The 18,523-nt window shown below is 48.5% G+C and carries 26 protein-coding genes and 1 riboswitch; of the genes, 3 read left to right on the top strand and 23 right to left on the bottom strand.

What is annotated here, in order from left to right; all coding sequences use genetic code 11:
• The first annotated feature begins 2 nt into the window (after positions 1 to 2).
• A complete protein-coding gene (locus L2712_RS12495) occupies positions 3 to 239 on the top strand; it encodes a hypothetical protein (protein WP_248977963.1) in 237 nt (78 codons plus the stop codon).
• Positions 240 to 313: 74 nt separating this feature from the next.
• Here L2712_RS12495 and L2712_RS12490 read toward each other — a convergent pair whose 3' ends face one another.
• The 5 genes from L2712_RS12490 to L2712_RS12470 all read right to left on the bottom strand — a co-directional run bounded on the left by L2712_RS12490 (position 314) and on the right by L2712_RS12470 (position 3,177).
• Positions 314 to 703 (bottom strand): hypothetical protein, encoded by a 390-nt coding sequence (locus L2712_RS12490; protein ID WP_248977962.1) that lies wholly within the window; start codon positions 701 to 703, stop codon positions 314 to 316.
• A gap of 195 nt (positions 704 to 898) precedes the next feature.
• Entirely contained in the window at positions 899 to 1,303 is a 405-nt protein-coding gene (locus tag L2712_RS12485) for a hypothetical protein (protein WP_248977961.1), read from the bottom strand.
• 51 nt (positions 1,304 to 1,354) lie between these two features.
• Entirely contained in the window at positions 1,355 to 1,807 is a 453-nt protein-coding gene (locus L2712_RS12480; protein WP_033538282.1) for a GNAT family N-acetyltransferase, read from the bottom strand.
• Positions 1,808 to 1,839: 32 nt separating this feature from the next.
• Positions 1,840 to 2,445: a GNAT family N-acetyltransferase gene (locus L2712_RS12475; protein WP_248977960.1), complete on the bottom strand. Its 606-nt coding sequence runs from the start codon at positions 2,443 to 2,445 to the stop codon at positions 1,840 to 1,842.
• 228 nt (positions 2,446 to 2,673) lie between these two features.
• A complete protein-coding gene (locus L2712_RS12470; protein WP_033538280.1) occupies positions 2,674 to 3,177 on the bottom strand; it encodes a GNAT family N-acetyltransferase in 504 nt (167 codons plus the stop codon).
• A gap of 76 nt (positions 3,178 to 3,253) precedes the next feature.
• Here L2712_RS12470 and L2712_RS12465 point away from each other — a divergent pair, with 76 nt between their 5' ends.
• A complete protein-coding gene (locus tag L2712_RS12465) occupies positions 3,254 to 3,871 on the top strand; it encodes a chemotaxis protein (protein WP_088904776.1) in 618 nt (205 codons plus the stop codon).
• A 41-nt stretch (positions 3,872 to 3,912) separates the two neighbouring features.
• Entirely contained in the window at positions 3,913 to 4,644 is a 732-nt protein-coding gene (locus L2712_RS12460; protein ID WP_033538278.1) for an oxygen-binding di-iron domain-containing protein, read from the top strand.
• A 167-nt stretch (positions 4,645 to 4,811) separates the two neighbouring features.
• Here the strand turns inward: L2712_RS12460 and L2712_RS12455 are convergent, their stop codons facing one another.
• From L2712_RS12455 to htpX, 18 genes are all read right to left on the bottom strand, one after another.
• A complete protein-coding gene (locus L2712_RS12455; protein ID WP_248977959.1) occupies positions 4,812 to 5,360 on the bottom strand; it encodes an NAD(P)H nitroreductase in 549 nt (182 codons plus the stop codon).
• A 124-nt stretch (positions 5,361 to 5,484) separates the two neighbouring features.
• A complete protein-coding gene (locus L2712_RS12450; protein ID WP_248977958.1) occupies positions 5,485 to 6,075 on the bottom strand; it encodes an HvfX family Cu-binding RiPP maturation protein in 591 nt (196 codons plus the stop codon).
• A 138-nt stretch (positions 6,076 to 6,213) separates the two neighbouring features.
• Positions 6,214 to 7,254 carry a phosphotransferase gene (locus L2712_RS12445; RefSeq protein WP_248977957.1) on the bottom strand — a complete coding sequence of 347 codons (1,041 nt, stop codon included), beginning with the start codon at positions 7,252 to 7,254 and terminating at the stop codon, positions 6,214 to 6,216.
• Positions 7,255 to 7,292: 38 nt separating this feature from the next.
• A complete protein-coding gene (gene pnuC, locus L2712_RS12440) occupies positions 7,293 to 7,946 on the bottom strand; it encodes a nicotinamide riboside transporter PnuC (protein WP_248977956.1) in 654 nt (217 codons plus the stop codon).
• Positions 7,947 to 7,987: 41 nt separating this feature from the next.
• Entirely contained in the window at positions 7,988 to 8,248 is a 261-nt protein-coding gene (locus tag L2712_RS12435; RefSeq protein ID WP_248977955.1) for a hypothetical protein, read from the bottom strand.
• A 48-nt stretch (positions 8,249 to 8,296) separates the two neighbouring features.
• Positions 8,297 to 10,438, bottom strand: coding sequence for a TonB-dependent receptor (locus L2712_RS12430; protein WP_248977954.1), 2,142 nt, complete (start codon positions 10,436 to 10,438; stop codon positions 8,297 to 8,299).
• Positions 10,439 to 10,510: 72 nt separating this feature from the next.
• Positions 10,511 to 10,631: riboswitch (TPP riboswitch) on the bottom strand.
• A 107-nt stretch (positions 10,632 to 10,738) separates the two neighbouring features.
• Positions 10,739 to 11,128: a YcfL family putative periplasmic lipoprotein gene (locus L2712_RS12425; RefSeq protein WP_088904782.1), complete on the bottom strand. Its 390-nt coding sequence runs from the start codon at positions 11,126 to 11,128 to the stop codon at positions 10,739 to 10,741.
• 33 nt (positions 11,129 to 11,161) lie between these two features.
• Positions 11,162 to 11,626, bottom strand: a complete 465-nt coding sequence (locus L2712_RS12420) for a PaaI family thioesterase (protein WP_033538271.1) — start codon at positions 11,624 to 11,626, stop codon at positions 11,162 to 11,164.
• Complete coding sequence (locus L2712_RS12415) at positions 11,623 to 12,120, bottom strand: PaaI family thioesterase (RefSeq protein ID WP_033538270.1); 498 nt, start codon at positions 12,118 to 12,120, stop codon at positions 11,623 to 11,625. Before L2712_RS12415 ends, L2712_RS12420 begins: the two co-directional genes overlap by 4 nt.
• 30 nt (positions 12,121 to 12,150) lie before the next feature.
• Positions 12,151 to 12,504, bottom strand: coding sequence for a purine nucleoside phosphoramidase (hinT, locus tag L2712_RS12410; protein ID WP_033538269.1), 354 nt, complete (start codon positions 12,502 to 12,504; stop codon positions 12,151 to 12,153).
• Positions 12,505 to 12,692: 188 nt separating this feature from the next.
• Complete coding sequence (locus L2712_RS12405; RefSeq protein WP_088904784.1) at positions 12,693 to 13,259, bottom strand: hypothetical protein; 567 nt, start codon at positions 13,257 to 13,259, stop codon at positions 12,693 to 12,695.
• A gap of 258 nt (positions 13,260 to 13,517) precedes the next feature.
• Positions 13,518 to 14,366: a CsgG/HfaB family protein gene (locus tag L2712_RS12400; RefSeq protein ID WP_033538267.1), complete on the bottom strand. Its 849-nt coding sequence runs from the start codon at positions 14,364 to 14,366 to the stop codon at positions 13,518 to 13,520.
• 2 nt (positions 14,367 to 14,368) lie between these two features.
• On the bottom strand, positions 14,369 to 14,788 hold the full coding sequence (locus L2712_RS12395; protein ID WP_283104838.1) for a curli assembly protein CsgF: 420 nt from the start codon (positions 14,786 to 14,788) through the stop codon (positions 14,369 to 14,371).
• Positions 14,789 to 14,803: 15 nt separating this feature from the next.
• Complete coding sequence (locus L2712_RS12390; RefSeq protein ID WP_248977953.1) at positions 14,804 to 15,271, bottom strand: curli production assembly/transport protein CsgE; 468 nt, start codon at positions 15,269 to 15,271, stop codon at positions 14,804 to 14,806.
• Positions 15,268 to 15,894: a response regulator transcription factor gene (locus L2712_RS12385; protein ID WP_033538266.1), complete on the bottom strand. Its 627-nt coding sequence runs from the start codon at positions 15,892 to 15,894 to the stop codon at positions 15,268 to 15,270. The genes L2712_RS12390 and L2712_RS12385 overlap by 4 nt, the downstream gene beginning before the upstream one ends.
• 168 nt (positions 15,895 to 16,062) lie before the next feature.
• Entirely contained in the window at positions 16,063 to 16,614 is a 552-nt protein-coding gene (locus tag L2712_RS12380) for a curlin (protein WP_248977952.1), read from the bottom strand.
• Between the two features lie 283 nt (positions 16,615 to 16,897).
• Positions 16,898 to 17,245: a tetraheme c-type cytochrome CctA gene (cctA, locus tag L2712_RS12375; protein ID WP_033538265.1), complete on the bottom strand. Its 348-nt coding sequence runs from the start codon at positions 17,243 to 17,245 to the stop codon at positions 16,898 to 16,900.
• 334 nt (positions 17,246 to 17,579) lie between these two features.
• Entirely contained in the window at positions 17,580 to 18,443 is an 864-nt protein-coding gene (htpX, locus tag L2712_RS12370; protein ID WP_033538264.1) for a protease HtpX, read from the bottom strand.
• Between the last annotated feature and the right edge of the window lie 80 nt (positions 18,444 to 18,523).

Genomic DNA, 18,523 nt, shown 5'->3' with positions numbered 1-18,523 from the left:
TGATGTTTCGTTTTACAATGTACGCCATCGTGGCTTATGCCTTTTGGCTAACCTTTGTCGATGTTTCCACCTACTTGGAGCAAGAGACAGACAACCGCTGGCTGACGAGCATTAAACAGGAATGGGCGAGCTTTAAACAAGATGAGCAGCCTGTCGATGTGAGTAGCATTAGCGTGCAATATGATGATTGCGAGGCCCGCAATAGCTGTAACGATCAGAGTGTCCCAGTGGGCGAATAGCCCATTGGCCTCAATTTGATATCTGAACTTGCAAACGCTAAGTCTAGCCTTGGGTTAATTTCTAAATCGCCTAGTCAGCCCTGGAAGATCCCCGCAAACGTAAAACCACTGACCACCACGAAGAAGATCCACTGAAACAGGGAGCGAAATGCCCCCTTTACCTCCGCAAAATAACCTATATAGATCTGCCAGATCGCAAACAGCACAAAGTTTAGCGCGATAAACAGCAATAAGGCATAGCTCTGCATGTTCGACATCAGCTCAAAAGCGCAGGCGATCAGCACTAAGGCCGATAACACCAAAAACACTGAGATATAGTGAAACACACAGTGCATGATGGACTTGGCGATAGGGTCAAAGTCTGCCTCAAGCATAGGCTTGAGAAAGCGCTGCTTTCCTATGGTGAAGTGGCCGATACAGGTAAAAGTGGCGATAACGCCAGCGATGAGCAAATAGATATTCATCGAGTCTCCATGAAAACAAGCATTAAGAATCACTCCTAACTAGACCAGTCTAGTCGATTCCCTGTTTCATGTCCGATAACAAAAGAGTGCGCAAGCGCACTCTTTTTAATGACTCTTTAATGACTCTGCTTTCATGACTAAATTTTAACTTTAATCACTGAGCGGGGACGGTTTAGTCTCTAAACCTATATAGGCCTACATGGTCGCCATGATCCAGTAATCCAGACGTTCCTGTGGATTGGCCATCAGCTTCTGGCAAGGGCCCTTATAACGCCCCATCAAGCTACCCAGGTTATTATTGCTTGGTAGACTAGCCCTTTGCTTGGCGACTGTGGTTTCAAGTTGCTGCTCAACTTGGTCGGCAGCCTGGTATTTCTTCGCCAGTATGACGGCATCTTCGCCAGACTTTTTTAAACGCTCGCCAACCGGTTTCATTTGCGGTGCATTCATACCCGCAATGGTTTCTGACGCAATTTGATAATAGGCGGCACATTCCAGCGCCTCTTTATTAAATGCCAGTTCCGCGTCTGAGGGAGTGTTAGCGGCCACTGCGCCGTTGGCCATCAGGGCTAACAATGAAATTATAAGAGTCTTGCGCATCAATACTGTCCTTGTGCAGTGATAGATAATGAACCATTTCTACTTTAGATGTCACTGAATATCAAGGCTATAGCTTAAAAATTCTTGCTCGAGGGTAAAGCCAAGAGATTCATAGAGAGCCTGCGCCTGGTGGTTTTCTTTATGGGTTTCTAAGAATATCGACGCAACGCCTTTGGCCTTGGCATAGTCGATAGCAATATTCATCAATCGGCGCCCCACCCCGACACAGCGGGCGTGCTGAGTCACGTAGAGATCGCTTAAGATCAGCATGCTACTAGCATGAATTGAGCTAAAGCTAGGGTAAAGCTGGCAAAATCCCAAGGCATTGCTCTGACCATCGAGGACCACAAAAATCACAGCATCCTGATTGCTTAAACGTGAATGAATAAATTTAGTAGCGAGTTCGATATCACTCTTTTGGTGATAGAACTGGCGATATTCATCAAATAACGCAGCCACGACTGCCGTGTCTTCCAACCTTGCTCTGCGTAATTCTCCTGACATTAATCCTCCCTGTTGTTGAATCGTCACTTAGATTAGCCTGCATCTTGATATTGCTGTATACGAAACTTAAGCCCCTGCTTAACCGATGGCCACTCAGAGTCTATGATGGAATAGACTACTGTGTCTCTGATGGTGCCATCTTTGAGGATACGGTGGTTTCTCAACACCCCATCCTGCTTGGCCCCCAGACGAGTGATAGCCTCACGGGATGGTTGATTGTGCCAGTGAGTTCTAAACTCTACTGCAATCACATCTAGCACCTCAAAGGCATAGGTCAGCAGCAACAGCTTACACTCGCTGTTGATCCCGGTGCGCTGAGCGCTCTTGGCATACCAGGTATGGCCAATCTCGATCCGTCTATGGGTCTGATCCCAAGACATCAAGCGAGTACAGCCAACTATCTGACCAGAGCGTTTGTCTCGCACCGCAAAGGCTAAAGCTTCCCCACGTTGTTCGCTGGCTAACGCCTGCTCCACATAGGCCTTCATCTCATCGGGATGGGGCGCAGAGGTGTACCATAAGTTCCACAGCTCACCATCGCTGACCGCAATAGACAGCGCAGGTATATGCTCCTCTTGCAGTGGCTCTAACACCACATGCTCACCGTTTAAACAGCCTCTCAAGAGATCTTGATTCATGCTCATGCTCCGATGCTCTGGTTATAACAAATTCAGATGAAGAATCGATGAAACTAACATGGCACTTAACGCCAGTAGGATATATTAGGAGCTCTGCCCCCGCCCCTATTTAGCTTGTCCAGCCTTGCATTATCTCCTTGGTACTTTCACACCATGATGTAAATCTTGGTGCCTTGCTACACCTGTAGACTAGGCGATACCAACACGCTAACAAAATAATCAATTTAATTAAAGTGTTATCTTATATAGCATCACCTCATCATCCTCAGCCCAAGGCATGGTCCCTTGGCTCTCGAACCCGAGTTTAGTCAGTAGCGCACGCGATGCTTGATTGTCGTGATTCACTATTGCCAGCAATGTTTGCAGCTTAAGCTGTTTGGCATGAGCCAGCACTGCCTTACTCGCTTCTAACGCATAACCTTGGCCTAAAAACTCAGGTAGCAGCGCATAGCCCAGATCCGTCTCGGGTAGCTGCTCTCTGCGAACCAAACCAGCCAAACCTATGATCTCTCCACTGGCCTTTAGCACTATGCTATACATGCCATAACCGTGTTGCTGATAGCTGCTTATCGGCCCTTCGATAATATAGTTTTCTGCCTGCATTAAGGTGCGCACACCGCGATCACCAATATTATTAATAAAGCCTTCGCTATTGAGTAGCCTAAGCATAAATGGGGCATCTTTTACCGTCATCTCACGCAGGAGAAGACGCTCGGTTTCTAGGGTAAGCAATTAATTCTCCTAGGTTACTTTCAGTTCAGATTATCTCGACTATACTGTGATTGGTTCTACATAGGAAGTGGCACTAATGACAAAACATACGCCGAAAATCAGTCAATATCATGTCATTGCGGCTGTGGTCGCAGCGGAGCTCAACCAAACCTTAAGTTACTGTAAACAGATCAATTTGACCGCTAGTAATGCTCAGGCCGCTTCAGCTCGGGTGGGCAATGCCGCCTTGGGATTTAAAGCCTTAACGGGTTTTATCGATGACCTGGCGTCCTACACAATGAAAGCCGCAACAGATATCAATCAACTTGCCCATAGGGCCAGTCGACTCGCCACCGAAACCGCCAGAGCAGCGGTTGCCCTCAACCATTTCCAACAGGCTAAAGTAAAAGCTGCTAATGCGCCCTATGGCAATACCATTAACCCCGCCGTCGAAGCCACTGAAGCTAACCACAGTCGCCTGCGGCACGAATTTGATCGCCTCATCGATAAGATGGAAAACCAACTCTATGAGCTGAAACGCAATCTGCGCACCGCCAATATTCTTGCCTCTATCTGTCGCATCGAAGCCTGCCGCGTCGACACGGCCAACCAGGCCATCTTTAACGATGTGGCGAATCGGGTCGACGATGTAGCCCAGCTGATCCGTAAAAGGGTCGACCATGCCATCGCCCTGTTTGGCAACACAGCCCCCTAACCACGGCACCACCCATAATCATAAAACAAGGAGTCGATTCCATGAAAAGTGAGCTGATCATCGAAACCCCCACCCATAAGTGGCTCTACTTTGGTCGCGACCCCGAAAAACCCGATAAGATCATCGACACCAACCAGTACATGGTCGTCAGCAGCCATAAGGCCCTCTTGATGGACCCTGGTGGCATAGAATTATTTGCCGCTATGCTGGCCAATATTGTCAAACATATTCCTCTGGAGCAGTTAACCCACCTGTTCGCTTCTCACCAGGATCCGGATATTATCTCGTCGCTGGGACTATGGGATCAGACGCTACCCAAGGCGAAACTCTACTCGCCCTGGCTGTGGGAAGGCTTTATTCGTCACTTTGGCATGAACAACATCAGTTATGAGCCCATTGCCGATAATGGCGGCAGTCTCGCCCTAGATCAGGTGGAGCTGCAATTTATTCCCGCCCACTACCTGCATGCTTCAGGTAATTTCCATGTCTATGATCCTGTGACTAAGGTCTTGATGAGCGGCGATGTTGGGGCAGCCCTAGAAGATGCTCAAGCCGATATCTATGTGGATGATTTCGAGCAGCACTGTGCCAAGATGGCCTATTTTCACCAAAGGTGGATGCCCTCGAATCGGGCCAAGAATGATTGGATAAACCGGGTGAGAAAGCTGGATATTCAATACCTCTGCCCGCAACACGGCAGGATATTTCGCGGTCCTCAGGTCAAGCAGTTCCTTGACTGGTTCGAAACCCTTAATGTCGGCGTGGGCGTCTAGGCCTGGCATTGATAACACACCACAAAAAAATGCCCGCTAATCGCGGGCAACACAATCACTTAGGGTGAAAACCTTGCATAGGTAGGATGCAGGCTCCCCTTCACTTTGCCAGTTTTCTCCACAGTGTAAACCCGACCAAAGTCGAAGTTTTACCCATAAAGTGCGACCTAAAGATAGCGCACCGCTGATTCGGGTGACTTTTGCGGCTTTAAAGGCGCCTTCACGGCAGGGGTACCCAGATAAAGAAAACCCACTATCTGATCTTGCGCCGACAAGCCCATCGCCTGGTGCAGATGGCGATTAAACGCCAAGGGACCTGTACGCCAAATCCCCCCTAACCCCATGGCAAAGGCTGCTTGCTGCATCGCCATGCAGGCACAACCCGCGGCAATATGCTGTTCAAGTGGCGGCACCTTAGGGTGCTCCGTCACCTTAGCCACCACAGTCACGACCATAGGGGCGCGCAGCGGCATATTGCCCGCCTTGGCCAGCGCCGCTTCATCGGCACCTTCACTTTGCATGGCTTCGACAAATAAGGCGCCCAGACGTGTTAAGCCTTCATCTTTGGCAATAATAAACTCCCAGGGAGTGAGGCTGCCATGATCCGGCACGCGCACAGCCGCTGCCAGGATCTGATTTAACTGCGCTTCATCGGGCGCTGGCGCCACTAATCTGGGACTAGACTGACGGGTTAACAGAAGTTCGATAGCATCCACGAAGATTATCCTGTAATTAAAATCTTGCTCGAGAGTAGCAAATTGGCAATAAAAATCCCACCAAATTGGTGGGATTTCATCACTCTAGGCCAAGGTGATTGCTTAGCCTATATCTATGACTTGCCTATGTTTTAACTAGGTAACGCCGCGCGATAAAATAATCTAGGCTGGTGTAACGACCACCGCCTATCACCAGCAAGGCCAACAACATAAACAGATAAGTGATGGCAAATTCGATACCATTGTTCAAGATCACAAAGTTACCCGAGGATGTTAGCCAATCATAGTGACCATGTTCCTGAAGCAAAGACTTGGCCGCAGCCAATTTCTCCGCCGAGGCCAATACCTGCTCGTTGGCCAGCCAGGAATTAGGATCGGCTATCGCTAACCAGCCATTCTTCCAGTGCACGCTAAAGGCCGCCACCGCCATGGTGACCATCAAGGGGATAGATATCAGTCGGGTGGCTAAGCCCAGGATCAACAATATGCCACCCAAAAACTCACTGCCTGCAGCCAGAGCCACCATCACCTCGGGCATTGGCAAGCCAAGACCCCACTCGGCATTACCAAACCAAGCCGCCGTATCGCTAAAATTGGACAGCTTATTGTAGCCTGCTTGCATGAGAACCGGCGCCAGATAGAGTCTGAGGGCCAAGGCCGCGACCCCGTCTAGCTGACCTATGGCTTTGATAAATTGGGCGTACAACTTCTGCATAGCTTACTCTCTCATTAATTTGTTATGACCTAATAGACCCAAATCAGAGGATTTAAATTTCGGCCGATAAATCAATCGCGTCAAATCTGTCTATTTGAAGATAGTCTATGACACTAAAAATGAGAGTTCTGAATAGAATTAGGCTATTAACGCCATAAAGTCATCGAAACATTGCAGGTAGTCAGCCACACTATGGGGCAGACTCGCATCAGGCTGGGTCTGCACGCCTTGAAAGCATGCCCCCCCCTGGCTTGCCATCAGCAGAGCCCAACAGGCTGCAAACACCCAGTAGAGGGCGACCGCGTTTGGAATCGCTGCCTGCGCCCTGTCGTTAAGGTGGGGATGTTCACTTAGGTAGCCCAAGATCAAACTATGACGCTGGTTTGAGGAGAGCCTGTGGCTCGCCAGTACACTGGCAAGATCCACTAGAGGATGGGAGCTACAGGCATATTCATAATCGATACACCACAGACGCCCCCCACTCATCAACAGATTATGAGGATTCAAGTCCCTGTGACTGAATTGGGGCGACACCATGCAGGCATCTAAGCTCAGCAGTAACTCATCGACTCGCTCGCTAAGGGCCTTTAGTGCCTGCCATCTCTGCTGCCATGCCTGCTGGTAACTTTCGGGCAAACTTGGGCCATCGGCAATCGTCTGAAGCTGCTGATAATAGCTATGCCACTGTTCCCCTACCGACATAGAATTAGCCGGTAACGGCAGTTCGCTGAGTCCTTTCAGCAGCCTCAACAGCGCCTGCTCGCCACCAGGCCAACACTCATGTTCCTCTATAAGCGGATGAGCGGGATTAGCCGTCATCAGCTGACTCCAGTCCTGCTGGGTCTGAATATAACGGCTCAGATAAAAACGACTGTCGTCTGACACATAAAGTAACTCAGGCGCCAGTTGCGCTGTTTGGGCCAGGCGCCAATTCATCACCTCATCGTCTCGCTTGCAGATCTGACTGCTGGCCTGGCTATTGATCCGCAGCACAAACTGCCCGTTGCCAGTCACCAGGTGATAGTTCTGATTACTTAGGCCGCGGGACAAGGGAGCGACTGCCCAGCTGTCATCTATGTAGCAACCCAGCTTTGCGAAAACCCTTTCCACCTCGCTTAGTACATTAGAAGGCAGATGGCGTTGCAACCAAGTTGTTGCCCCTTGACGATTAAGCGCCATAGTGGCCCTTACTTATGCGTAAAGGGTAACAAGGCAGCTTATTCATAGGAGTAAGCGCCATCCTCGCCCATCCCCTGATGCATGCTGGTTCGCCACAAAAAGTAGCCACCTATGGCCATGCCCACATACAGAATAAACAGCAAAGAGGTCAGCATCAGTCCCTTATTGAGATACAGGTAGATGGAAACAAGATCGATCACCACCCAATAAAGCCAGTTTTCCAGTACTTTACGGGCCACCAGGTAGGTGGTCATCACGGCAAAGCAGCTGGTTGCTGCATCGAGATAGGGATAGGACGCCTGGGTGTAGCTAGCCATCAAGTGACCGACCACTAAGGAAACGACGCTGGTAGCCAGGATAAGATAGAGATGTCGCCCTAGCGACCAGCTAACCACCTCTACGCCGTTCTCATCGCCACCACCGTATCGCCACAGCCAGAAGCCATAAACCGCCATCACCATGTAATAAACATTTAGCAGCGACTCCATCAGCAAAGAGACCTCCCAAAACAGCACGGTATAGATAGCCGTACTCACTAAGGCTGCCGCCCAGCACCAGATGTTGCCGCGCATGGCGAGCGCCAGATAGGCCAAGGCCAGTAATACCGCCACGGCTTCCCAGGCTGTCAGGCCATTGGCCTCGGCGAAGGCGCCGGAAAGTGTCGCCAATAAGGCAGACCAGAGATCTGTCATAGCTTAAGCATCGCTCCTGTTATCAGTGGGTCAGTCTTGAATTACTGTTGGTGAGAGAGATCCAACTCGCCGCCAATAAACTTGACCACAAATACCGCCTTGCCCCACTTCTCATGTGCCGCCTGCATTTCGGTTGCCAACATCGCCATCACCTCGCCATACTCGCCGCACACCTGTGTGGCCATAGCATTGGTTCGCCGCTCGATATTGGCATAGGTATCTACCCTATCGATAAACCATTGAATGGGTTCGATATAATTATCCTTTAACGGATACATGCTGATTTCAGCTGTTAGTTTCATCTTAGTTCCTTTTGGGGCGATTGAATGCTCGCCCCTTAGTGAGGGTTATTACATGAATTTGACGTTAAGGGTGACGCCTAGCTGACGCGGATCGCCGTAACGAATATACTGTTTATCCGCCCAGCCGTTATCAGGCTCATTACCGAAATAGAAACCGCGCACGCCGTACTTTTCATCAAGCAGGTTGCGTCCCCACAGATAAGCCGACCAGGTCTCTGTCTCATAGCCTAAGCGGGCATTAAACAAGGTATAGGCCTCAGACTGAGAGTCGTTACTGTCAGAGTAGTAGAACTTACTCTTCCCACTGGTCGTTAAGTTAACAAACCAGCCCATGTCACTACGATAGGTGGCGCCAGCACTGTAGGTAAAGTTAGGCGAGTGAGCCAATTCGCGTCCGCTCAGATCCACTTCCCCACCATATTTATCCTGGTAGACATAATCGCCATAGGCTGTCTCGAGCCAGCCCAGTGTGCCATAGAGTTTTAAGTTATCGGTGGCATACCAGTTGGCTTCAAGCTCGGCACCATAGTTGTGTGAGCTGCCCGCGTTTTCGACGTATAGGATAAATTTCTGTGGCTCATCGGGGTTTTGCTGAGAAGCCGAGACCTGTTGATCCCGTCTGTCCATGTAGAAGAGTGAGAAATGGGTGCTTGCATCACCATCGAGCCACTCAGACTTGATGCCAAGCTCATAGTTATACAAGGTCTCTGCCTGGAACTCTTTTTTGTCGCTTAGCGATAGGGGAAGTGACATGTTAAAGCCACCAGCCTTGTACCCTCTGGCAATACGGGCATAGGCTTGATGCTGATCGCTCAAGGCTTTACTCAGGGCGATATGACCGCCCCACATGTTTTCCGATGGTGCAAAGGCATCTTCGGCCGAGTCACTGTATTCGCTTTCACGGCGCTCGAAGCGTACGCCGACAGAGAGCGCATAGCCCTGACCTAGCTCGCTATCTAACTGACCGAAGAGTGCTAAATTGGTTGCCTCATATTCGGCAGTCAGCCCATCTTCCCAGCCGTTATAGAATTCAAGGGTGTCATTGTCTTCGGTGAGTCTGAGACCATAGATGCCCACCAACCAGTCGGTACTGTCGTTAAAGAGTCGGCCTGCATCCGTCGAGCTTAGACGAAACTCTTGCGATAGCGTGGTGCGATCCCCCAGTTTGTTCCAAGTATAATCATACTGACAAGGCTCCCCGTCGCAACTGCGCGCCGCCCAATATTCAGGGTTGGCCCAGTCACCATCATAGCCATGATGAGTATCACTTTGTGCCATAGAGCTTAAGGAGACCAACTCGAAATGCTCGGCGCCCGAATAGGTCAATTTTAGCGAGCCGCCCGTAGTGCGCTGCTTATCCACGCCCGGTTCATCGGTTAAGGTATCAAAACCGTTATTATCTAATGTCCAGGCATCATAGCCGTTATTGAAATTGGCGTGCATCAGGTTGAAATCGGCCACTAAATCATCGGTGGCATACCAGCGCAGTTTGATGCGCCCGGTAAATTCATCCCGCGCATTGGTATCATCACGGCCCAGGTAAAGGTTATCTCGGTAGCCATTTTGATCATGTTGTTGCAGCGACACGCGATACAACAGCTTGCCTGAATCACTTAAGGGGCCTGAACTAAAGCCGCTAAAGGTACGCAGATTATCGTCACCTAGCTGCAGCTCGGCGCCATGCTCAAATACAGAGGTCGGGTCGTTACTCTTAAGGTAGATAAGGCCTGCCAAGGCGTTAGCTCCATATCGCGTCCCTTGCGGTCCGCGCAGTACTTCCACCTGCTGCAGGTCATACATGCTGGAGACCATCCCCAGACCCGACAGATCGATATCGTCTATGATGTAACCCACAGAAGAGTTAGGCGCTCCCTGATACTCTTCCTGCTCACCCACACCGCGGATCTGAAAATATTTGGCTCTGGAGCTACCGCCAGACCAGTTAAAGTTAGCAATGGAGTTGAGCACATCTTCAAAATGCTGCGCCCCTTCATCTTCTATCTGCTGCTGGTCGATAACGCTAATGCTGGAAGGCACCTTATCTAAGCTCGACTGACGAAAGTCTGAGGTGACAACAATCACTTCCATCTCATCTGTGGTGACAGGCGTATCGCTGGCGAAAACGGTGGTTTGGGTTAATGCAGCCGCCACGGCAAGGGCGACAGGAGAATAGGATTTTAATGTAAACATAGGACCTCAAATAAATATTGAGATCCGGCACTTAAAAAAGCGAGAAAGAATGCACAGTTAGATAGTGTTAAATCTAGTGTTGTGGCCCATTCCTACGCCGGTATTAGCCGGATCAGGTTCTAAGGGTTTGTCTAGCGAACATCTCAGTCAATGCGAAGCCTTTAGCTTGGCGTTAACACCCCTTGGCGAGGCCGATTATACATGAGTCATACAAAGAGTTGACATTTTTAACGCATATTTTGCGCATGGCCCATAAAAAAACGCCGGCAATGCCGACGTTTTAATCAATATATAGCGACCTTAGTTTGAATAGGCCTGTCTAACATAGAGCTCACACCGCACTGCATTAGCATTGGGGGACAAAGCGGTCACCTGCATCTGCTGCTTTCCATGTAACTTAAGGGACTTCCAGCTAACTCCCTCATCTTCGATGGTGGCGCCGTTAATGTCATACCAGGTAAACTTATATTGCAGCTGCAAATCTGTCTTTGCCTTACTGATAATAGTGCCGCGGGCCCTTAAAAATCCCGCATCTACTACAGTCAGGACTCCTGTGACATCCACGTCGGAATGAAAGGAGCGGTTATCAACCCTGCTTTCACCTGTAGAGCTCGCCATGATCCCGCCGGTATGGGGCGCACAGGCACTCAGCCCGAACAGAATGGCAACTATGGCTAATCCCTTCTTCATCAGTATTCTCCTTACACGCCGAAGCGTATCTGATCACTCAATCAAAAAGTGGGCTCGGGCAGTGGCAATGAGCGCCTTACGATTGGTTTGCCAGCAGTTGATATTCACATTGGCCACACGGCGGCCCTGACGGGTAATTTTACACTCGGCAAAACTATCTCTATGGTGTCCCGCCCTTAAATAGTCTATCGAGAAATCGACGATCTTAGGCACCTTAGTGGTTTGCATAAACACCATTAACTGCACAATAGCCGACATCTCCATAAATCCGGCAATCACGCCACCATGGAGTGCTGGTAAGGTAGGGTTGCCGATATTTTCATCTTTTTTGGGTAACTGAAACACCAACTCATCACCGAAACGCACCACCTGCATACCAATAAACTTAGCATAAGGTACGTGATCTAAGAGATGGCCGAAATCATTAAGCTCGGTCGCCTTCTTAACGATATCTTTAACATTCAAAGCTTTGTGGGTATCTTGCTCAGGTACTGTCATTGGCCCTCTCCCATTAGCGCCTGTCTAAAGGCTTCACCCACCATTTCAGGACTGATACGCATAAATGAACCCACGGCATGGGCAATAGGATCATCGATAGAATCCTGATAGGCGATCGCCCGGGTAAAAGCCACGCTCGATGACAATTTATAGCACTCGGCAAAACCGTAGACACTCTTGTTTGGCTCGGCGGCCTTCATATAATCGACCCGCAGATCTAAGGTTGGCGACAACTCCAGCGACTTATACTTGTCAAAGATATTACAGACCACTGCGGTGCCACTGGCGGTATCCATAAGCGTGGTGATCACGCCGCCGTGGATCACACCTGTATCAGGGTAACCAATCAGTTCGCTACTGTAGGGAAGCTCGATCAACACATGCTGTTCGCTGGCTTCAAGCACGCTGAGGCCGAGACGGCGACACTGTACCAGCTGGTCCACAAAGCGAGTCGCCAAATCAGTCAGCGGAAAAAAATCAGGATTTGTCTTCATATGCTCTCCAGCGTTTTTCAGCAATCGCCATTAGCGATGAGATACTAGCGGGCCTAAGAAATCACCGCCTAGCAGATGCATATGAATATGGAATACTTCCTGCCCACCATGTTTATTGCAGTTCATGATCAGGCGGTAGCCGTCTTCGGCAATACCAGCCTCGTCAGCGAGCTTTGCCGCCACTGTCATCATCCGGCCCAGGGCCTTTTCGTCCGATGCCTTGACATCATTCACTGTGGGGATCAGATGATTAGGCACAATAAGAATGTGCGTCGGTGCCTTTGGCTCAATATCTCTAAAAGCTGTCACTAATTCATCTTGATATAAAATATCGGCAGGGATTTCGCGTCGAATAATTTTACTGAAAATGGTCTCTTCGGCCATTGCACTATCCTCGATATAGGGTTAACCCTGTCAGTATACTCACAAAATACCATTTTGTGATCCGTCATATAAATAAAGGAGTTATGCCCTGTATCGAGTGGCGAAATTTATATCAGCTAAGCTGTTTAATACATAAAAAAAGCCCGCCACCTTAAAGGTGCCGGGCCACTATAGGTGCTAGCAGTTATCTAATCGAACGCTAATTTATCGCTATTTAATTTATCTTGCTGCTTGAGCTGCTTCAACTCTTCGCGCTCGGCTTCAATCTCCATCAACTCGGGTGATTTGAAGGTCATTTTGATATAGGCATCCTGGCGGGTTTTTGCCAGCTGCTCGAGCGCAACATAGGTACCGTCTTCATCGATAGCATACCAACGTTTACCCGAACAGGTTCCCTGCAACACGCATTGATAAGAGCTCAACTCACTGGCAACATAGTCTGTCTTTAGATAGCCAGACTTAATAAGAGACTGTTTAACGATTTGAAAATCATCATTTAGCTCATCGGCATGCACGCCATATTTGTAACTCGTCATGGTAACTTGCAACAAGCCATGCTGCACATCACCGGACAGCAAATAATGTTCTGCGATAGAGAGGGCCTTAGGTACAACTTGGGTCTGCACCCAAATATCATCTCCCTGATGCTTAGCCTCTTCATACAGGCTAACATCATCGCCCCATTTAAGACCAAAAGGTGCCACTCCATGTGCATAAAGAGGCAATAACACTAATAATAATGCTAACTTTTTCATGGCTTTTTATTCGGCAAGTCAAAAACTTGACGAATTGTACTAAAAGCTTGCTGAGTTCGACATAGACACAGAAAGAATAAGGCAATAATCTTTTTAAAATTAGCTACTAAGTCACACTAAGTGATAAGAACTATTACTTAGTCACATTATTTTTTTGCGTCAGTTTTTTAGCGTTTAATAAGCACATCAAATACATTTTTGTTGCCTAAACCACTAAGAGAATAGAGATGTATCCAGTTTTGGCTTGTTCTGACTGACTTATCCCTGGCTGACTTTGGCCATCACCCTGGCTTCCGAGTGTGCCTCTAACCAATATTTTTGTAACACAGGGCTGCGAAGGCCACTGGCTTGATCTGCTAAATTCCACGCACCTTTCCAAATCCCATCGGCGATCATATGCACTACGGCACTTTCAATTGCCGAGGCAACGCACAAACTCACTGGCTCATTGGATGTATAGCCTAGCTCTGATTCAAGCAGCTCCTGGGCATCGATAAACTTAAATACACCAGCGGTGATCTCTTTAGAGAGGATAGACTTAGTCGTCGTCACGCTGCTGAGCAAGCGTCCGGTTCGAATATCCACAGCCCTCAGGTTAACCGTGACGGTATCAACCCTAAACTGGGTAGCAGCACCGATGCCTAAATAGCGAGCACCCGCCCCGCCAGTTCTTACATTGGTGTCATAGGCGACAATACCGCCCTCCATCAGAATCTGCGCCGAATTCAACTGGGGGAGCTTGTTGGCATCGCCTTTTAAACCCGCCCTAACAATTTTGCGCTCAGTGAGCAGATTCTGCAGACCCTCACGCTCTACCGGAATAAACCAACTTGAATCATTTAATGCCTGCGCCAAAAAGGCGGTACCGCTTTGGGGGACGGCGGTAGAGAAGTTACTCGAGGGGATCGGCTTATACTGGCCCGTCTGGTCGCGAAAATCATAAACAGCGGCGAGCATGACACCTTGAGGCGCGGGTAAGTTAATGAGATCGTAATAACTCTCACCTTTTGGCATCAGACTTGATGAGGCCTGTACTCGCTCAAGCTCACTAGTGCTTGAACATCCGCCCAAGATCACTAGGCTAATGACTATTAAAAAATGCTTCATTTTTAGCCGCCTACACTCGAACTGTCACTCAGGCCACCCACTTCGATCACTGTCGTTTCCCCAGTAAGCAGATCGGTAATATGCACCAGCAGCGTGCCATCTTCGTTGACGACTTGGATCTCAAAATCTGTGGTTTTAAGGTAGCCTTCGCCGCCATTGGCCGCATCGTTAAACAGCTGACTCATTAAACGAGACTCTAAGGAACTTGCCATTCGTTCCAGCGCACTTGGCGGTGTGTAACCTGAGCCGCCCTTATGATCATTTTGCGCTGAGGCATTGGCCAACAGATAGGAGCCATTAAGGTAGCTGCCGCCAAAATTGGGGTTAACTGGAGTGTAGATAAGCTGTGTTGCCTGACTATTGAGGCTTAGTGTGCCCATCAATAGCGCAGCGACAGCCAGATAAGGCTTAGCGTGATTCATCATTCAATATCCCTATTAAAATTCATCAGGCGCTAAATCGGGATCCAACCACTGAGCCCAGCTCGCCTGTTGCTTATTTTGCTTCAAAATCGCATCAACCCGCTTTGCCGACTGAAGTGCCAGCTTATCCAGCTGACGGCTTGCCGGTGAAACGACTGTCACAAACACGGGCTTGCGATTGTGTAGTACACTGATCTTGCTACCGCTTCGCGCTGTAGCCAGCTCGACAATGCTTAAGCCGCCATGGTCCGTCATACCGCCAATATCGCGATAGGCGGCCACAAATTCTCGATAAAACCTATGGCCTATTCGCGTCATAGCGCGGTTGAGGATCAAACCATCGATGAGATCTGACTCCTGGCTAGGCGCGGCATCACTGGTGCTCTGCGCGGCCATGCGAGAACGCTCCTCCACATCAGGCACCTGACAATAAACGGGTGCCGAAATGGCCGCTAACAAGAGTAAGCGGCCGAAGACTATCACTGCTGTACCTCATGCAGATGCGTCTGTGCCCAAGCAATAGCTTGACCACGACTCGACACACCTATTTTTCTAAACACACGATAAAGGTGAGTTTTAATAGTGCTCTCACTGACAAACAGCTGATTGGCAATGTCCACATTGGTGCTGCCGGTTAACAAGGCTTGCAGTACCTCGCGCTCTCGAATGGTAAGATTATCGGTACCTTCAAGCTGTTCCTGATCCAAAGTGGCACTGAGCAAATCAGCAGGAATAATAGTTTGCCCCCGCAGCACATTCGCCAACGCCTTACCTATCTGTTCTAGCGAGGCGTCACCATAAAATACAGCGGCGGTTATGGGAGAAATTAAAAATCGTGCATCGATGAGTTTGGGGTAATGTAGAAACACAACGCGGGCACTATAGCGTTTCTCTATCTGTTTTTGTAACTGATAGGCACGCTGTACATCTATCGTCGCCAAATCAATCACAACCAATGAGTAATTCCCTTCACTCATAGTCACTTCTACAGACTCAGGCGCCACTTTTGTCAATTTAACCAAAAACTCTTGTGGCCAACGTGTCTCCAATAGATCGATCAAGAGTTGCGACCGAGAAACGACTACCCAATTTATCACTTTGAACATCCTGCTCACTCCATGTCACTAGCTATTAGCGTATTCCATCAACCGATATATCATAACAACTATAGATTTAAAAAATAACATCTTAATTGCGCTAATTTTATGAAGCATGAGCAGAATAATTCGTTAGCCTAGGTTACATTCGCCCGACATTTCATCATTTCACGGGTTTTAACGATAACCCTGGGTAATAGTTGCCCGCTGTGCATTGCCCCACTGAGTAACGATAACCCCATGACCCGAGCCATTTTGGTAAATAGTCACCCCATTGTCGGCGCCAGATTGTTGTACAAATGCGCGATTGTCATTACCTAGTTGCTCGGCATCCACCGATAAACTCACGCCCAATTGCGACACGATCAAACTATTATTAACGCCAACCTGCAATAAACTGGCTTCAATAGCCTCTCCCTGCTGTAGTAAATAGGCCTGATTACCGATCCCTTGCTGACGAAGATCCGCGTTATTTGCCTCGCCCAGCTGTGACATTCTTGCGTTATTATCTACACCGGTTTGTACTATCTCACCCTGTAAAAGATTTCCGTTTTGGAAAATAATGGCCTGATCACCGCCACCTGCTAACTCATTAAACTCACTAAGATCCGCAGCAGCAACTGACGCCGAGTTTAAGCCAAAACTCAGTAATAAAAATAAATACCGGCTAACTATACTGCGCAAAAAAACGGCTTTTAAACTAGGAATCATCTGCTTAGTTAGGGTCATTTGACGCACCAGATTGCTTTTAGTGGCCAAGATTATCTATCTAAGTCACAGCTTGTACGTCCACAATGAGTATTAACTCCAGTTAGCCAAAGTATCTATTCAGCAAATAGGACTAATACTTTTCTACTAAACAGGAGTCTCAGCGACTTAAATTCGGCAGTAAGCAAAGAGAGTAACGGCGATAGGAAAGTCAATAAAACAGAAGAAGGAAGGAGTTACGCTTTGCTGCAGACATAAAAAAACACCGACGATAAGTCGGTGTTTTTTCAAATTATAAATCTGTTTACTTCAGCACAGATTCAGCAGTACGACCGTCATCATGACAGCTGTCACAAGTCGGTTTGTCACCTACGTTAGAATCATGAGGAGCATGACAGTCAGCACACATCAGATTACCGTCGTGTGGCTTATGCACTGCATCCATCTCAGACAAGGTACCGTGACAGCTTTGGCACTGCTCAAACTCGTGAGCACCATCTGCAGAAGGCTCGCCATCGGCGTGACATGCTTCACAACCTTCCATCTCAGCGTGCATTTCTGCAAGTTCCTGAGGTTCAGCCATTGCCGCAGGAGACAAGGCAAGTGCCGCCAAACCTGCACCAAATAACGCACTTAATATTTTATTGCTCACGATAATATCCTCTTTTATGTTTGGTTTGGCTGTGTGGGGTCTAGTTGTTATATCCCATCATGCCTTGTTCCTAATTGCACAACTTAGCTTAAAATAGCTAAGGTTTTGCAAATAGGCAAATTTTCTCTAGCGGCGATAGTAACAACAGCAATTCCTTAAAAACGTGCACTTAATCAAATATCTATGCCGCAAACCACAGAGTTACAAACAAATTTGATCTAAATCACACTAATATCATGCGATTTGGCAAGTCGAGATCCTCATCATGGCAATTGATGGATAAAAACGAAAAACGGGAGCTATTAGCTCCCGTTTCATTTTAATCTACCCTGTTTTACTGGGCACGTAACGCTTCGATACGCTTCTCAAGTGGCGGATGGCTCATCAACAGCTCAGCCATCGACTTCTTACCATTGATACCGAAAGCCGCCATCTGCGCTGGCATCGCACCCGTTTCAGGGCCTTGGCGCAATCTATCAAGGGCTGCGATCATCTTGTGCTTACCCGCCAACTTAGCACCGCCAGCATCGGCCTTAAACTCACGAATACGAGAGAAGTAAGCCACAATCATAGAGGCCAGAATACCAAACAGCATATCAAGCACAAACACAACCGCCATGTAGGCAAACATACCTAGACCTTCGCCCTCTTCATCATTGCTGGAAACGAAGTTGTCGATAATGCTTGCCACTACACGGGCAGCAAAGATCACAAAAGTGTTTACCACGCCTTGGATAAGCGTCAGGGTCACCATATCACCGTTAGCCACATGGCTCACTTCGTGGGCCAATACCCCTTCAATCTCATCTTGCGTCATGCCATATAACAGCCCGCTACTCACGGCGACCAAAGAGTTATCTTTGCTCGGACCTGTAGCGAAGGCATTGAGTTCTGGCGACTGATAGATAGCCACTTCAGGCATCTTGATACCCGCCTGATCGGCTTGACGCGCAACAGTTTCAAGCAGCCAGCGCTCCATGTTGTCACGAGGAGTCGTGATCACCTCACAACCCATGGTCTTTTTCGCCATCCACTTAGAGATCGCTAGACTGATAAAGGCGCCACCGAAACCGAAGATCGCCGCAAACACTAACAAGCCGCCCATGGTCGATGTGTTAACACCGAGAATGGACATCACAATTGACGCAACCAGCAAAATTGCCATGTTTGTCGCTATCAATAAAAAAATACGCTTCATGTCAGCTCCTATAAGCTTCTATATGAGACACCCTATGTGTCATCTGTCTACCTAACTGACATAATATGTCCGCTTTGACA

The organism is Shewanella marisflavi (assembly GCF_023283925.1).
In the GTDB taxonomy this organism is placed as follows: Bacteria; Pseudomonadota; Gammaproteobacteria; order Enterobacterales; family Shewanellaceae; genus Shewanella; species Shewanella marisflavi.
This window is presented reverse-complemented; position numbering and strand designations above follow the sequence as displayed.

Excerpts from the sequence above, each read along its gene's own strand:
- L2712_RS12495 (WP_248977963.1), top strand. The coding sequence starts at position 3 with ATGTTTCGTTTTACAATGTACGCCATCGTGGCTTATGCCTTTTGGCTA.
- L2712_RS12490 (WP_248977962.1), bottom strand. The coding sequence starts at position 703 with ATGAATATCTATTTGCTCATCGCTGGCGTTATCGCCACTTTTACCTGT.
- L2712_RS12485 (WP_248977961.1), bottom strand. The coding sequence starts at position 1,303 with ATGCGCAAGACTCTTATAATTTCATTGTTAGCCCTGATGGCCAACGGC.
- L2712_RS12480 (WP_033538282.1), bottom strand. The coding sequence starts at position 1,807 with ATGTCAGGAGAATTACGCAGAGCAAGGTTGGAAGACACGGCAGTCGTG.
- L2712_RS12475 (WP_248977960.1), bottom strand. The coding sequence starts at position 2,445 with ATGAATCAAGATCTCTTGAGAGGCTGTTTAAACGGTGAGCATGTGGTG.
- L2712_RS12465 (WP_088904776.1), top strand. The coding sequence starts at position 3,254 with ATGACAAAACATACGCCGAAAATCAGTCAATATCATGTCATTGCGGCT.
- L2712_RS12460 (WP_033538278.1), top strand. The coding sequence starts at position 3,913 with ATGAAAAGTGAGCTGATCATCGAAACCCCCACCCATAAGTGGCTCTAC.
- L2712_RS12450 (WP_248977958.1), bottom strand. The coding sequence starts at position 6,075 with ATGCAGAAGTTGTACGCCCAATTTATCAAAGCCATAGGTCAGCTAGAC.
- L2712_RS12445 (WP_248977957.1), bottom strand. The coding sequence starts at position 7,254 with ATGGCGCTTAATCGTCAAGGGGCAACAACTTGGTTGCAACGCCATCTG.
- pnuC (WP_248977956.1), bottom strand. The coding sequence starts at position 7,946 with ATGACAGATCTCTGGTCTGCCTTATTGGCGACACTTTCCGGCGCCTTC.
- L2712_RS12435 (WP_248977955.1), bottom strand. The coding sequence starts at position 8,248 with ATGAAACTAACAGCTGAAATCAGCATGTATCCGTTAAAGGATAATTAT.
- L2712_RS12430 (WP_248977954.1), bottom strand. The coding sequence starts at position 10,438 with ATGTTTACATTAAAATCCTATTCTCCTGTCGCCCTTGCCGTGGCGGCT.
- L2712_RS12425 (WP_088904782.1), bottom strand. The coding sequence starts at position 11,128 with ATGAAGAAGGGATTAGCCATAGTTGCCATTCTGTTCGGGCTGAGTGCC.
- L2712_RS12420 (WP_033538271.1), bottom strand. The coding sequence starts at position 11,626 with ATGACAGTACCTGAGCAAGATACCCACAAAGCTTTGAATGTTAAAGAT.
- L2712_RS12415 (WP_033538270.1), bottom strand. The coding sequence starts at position 12,120 with ATGAAGACAAATCCTGATTTTTTTCCGCTGACTGATTTGGCGACTCGC.
- hinT (WP_033538269.1), bottom strand. The coding sequence starts at position 12,504 with ATGGCCGAAGAGACCATTTTCAGTAAAATTATTCGACGCGAAATCCCT.
- L2712_RS12405 (WP_088904784.1), bottom strand. The coding sequence starts at position 13,259 with ATGAAAAAGTTAGCATTATTATTAGTGTTATTGCCTCTTTATGCACAT.
- L2712_RS12400 (WP_033538267.1), bottom strand. The coding sequence starts at position 14,366 with ATGAAGCATTTTTTAATAGTCATTAGCCTAGTGATCTTGGGCGGATGT.
- L2712_RS12395 (WP_283104838.1), bottom strand. The coding sequence starts at position 14,788 with ATGAATCACGCTAAGCCTTATCTGGCTGTCGCTGCGCTATTGATGGGC.
- L2712_RS12385 (WP_033538266.1), bottom strand. The coding sequence starts at position 15,894 with ATGTTCAAAGTGATAAATTGGGTAGTCGTTTCTCGGTCGCAACTCTTG.
- L2712_RS12380 (WP_248977952.1), bottom strand. The coding sequence starts at position 16,614 with ATGACCCTAACTAAGCAGATGATTCCTAGTTTAAAAGCCGTTTTTTTG.
- htpX (WP_033538264.1), bottom strand. The coding sequence starts at position 18,443 with ATGAAGCGTATTTTTTTATTGATAGCGACAAACATGGCAATTTTGCTG.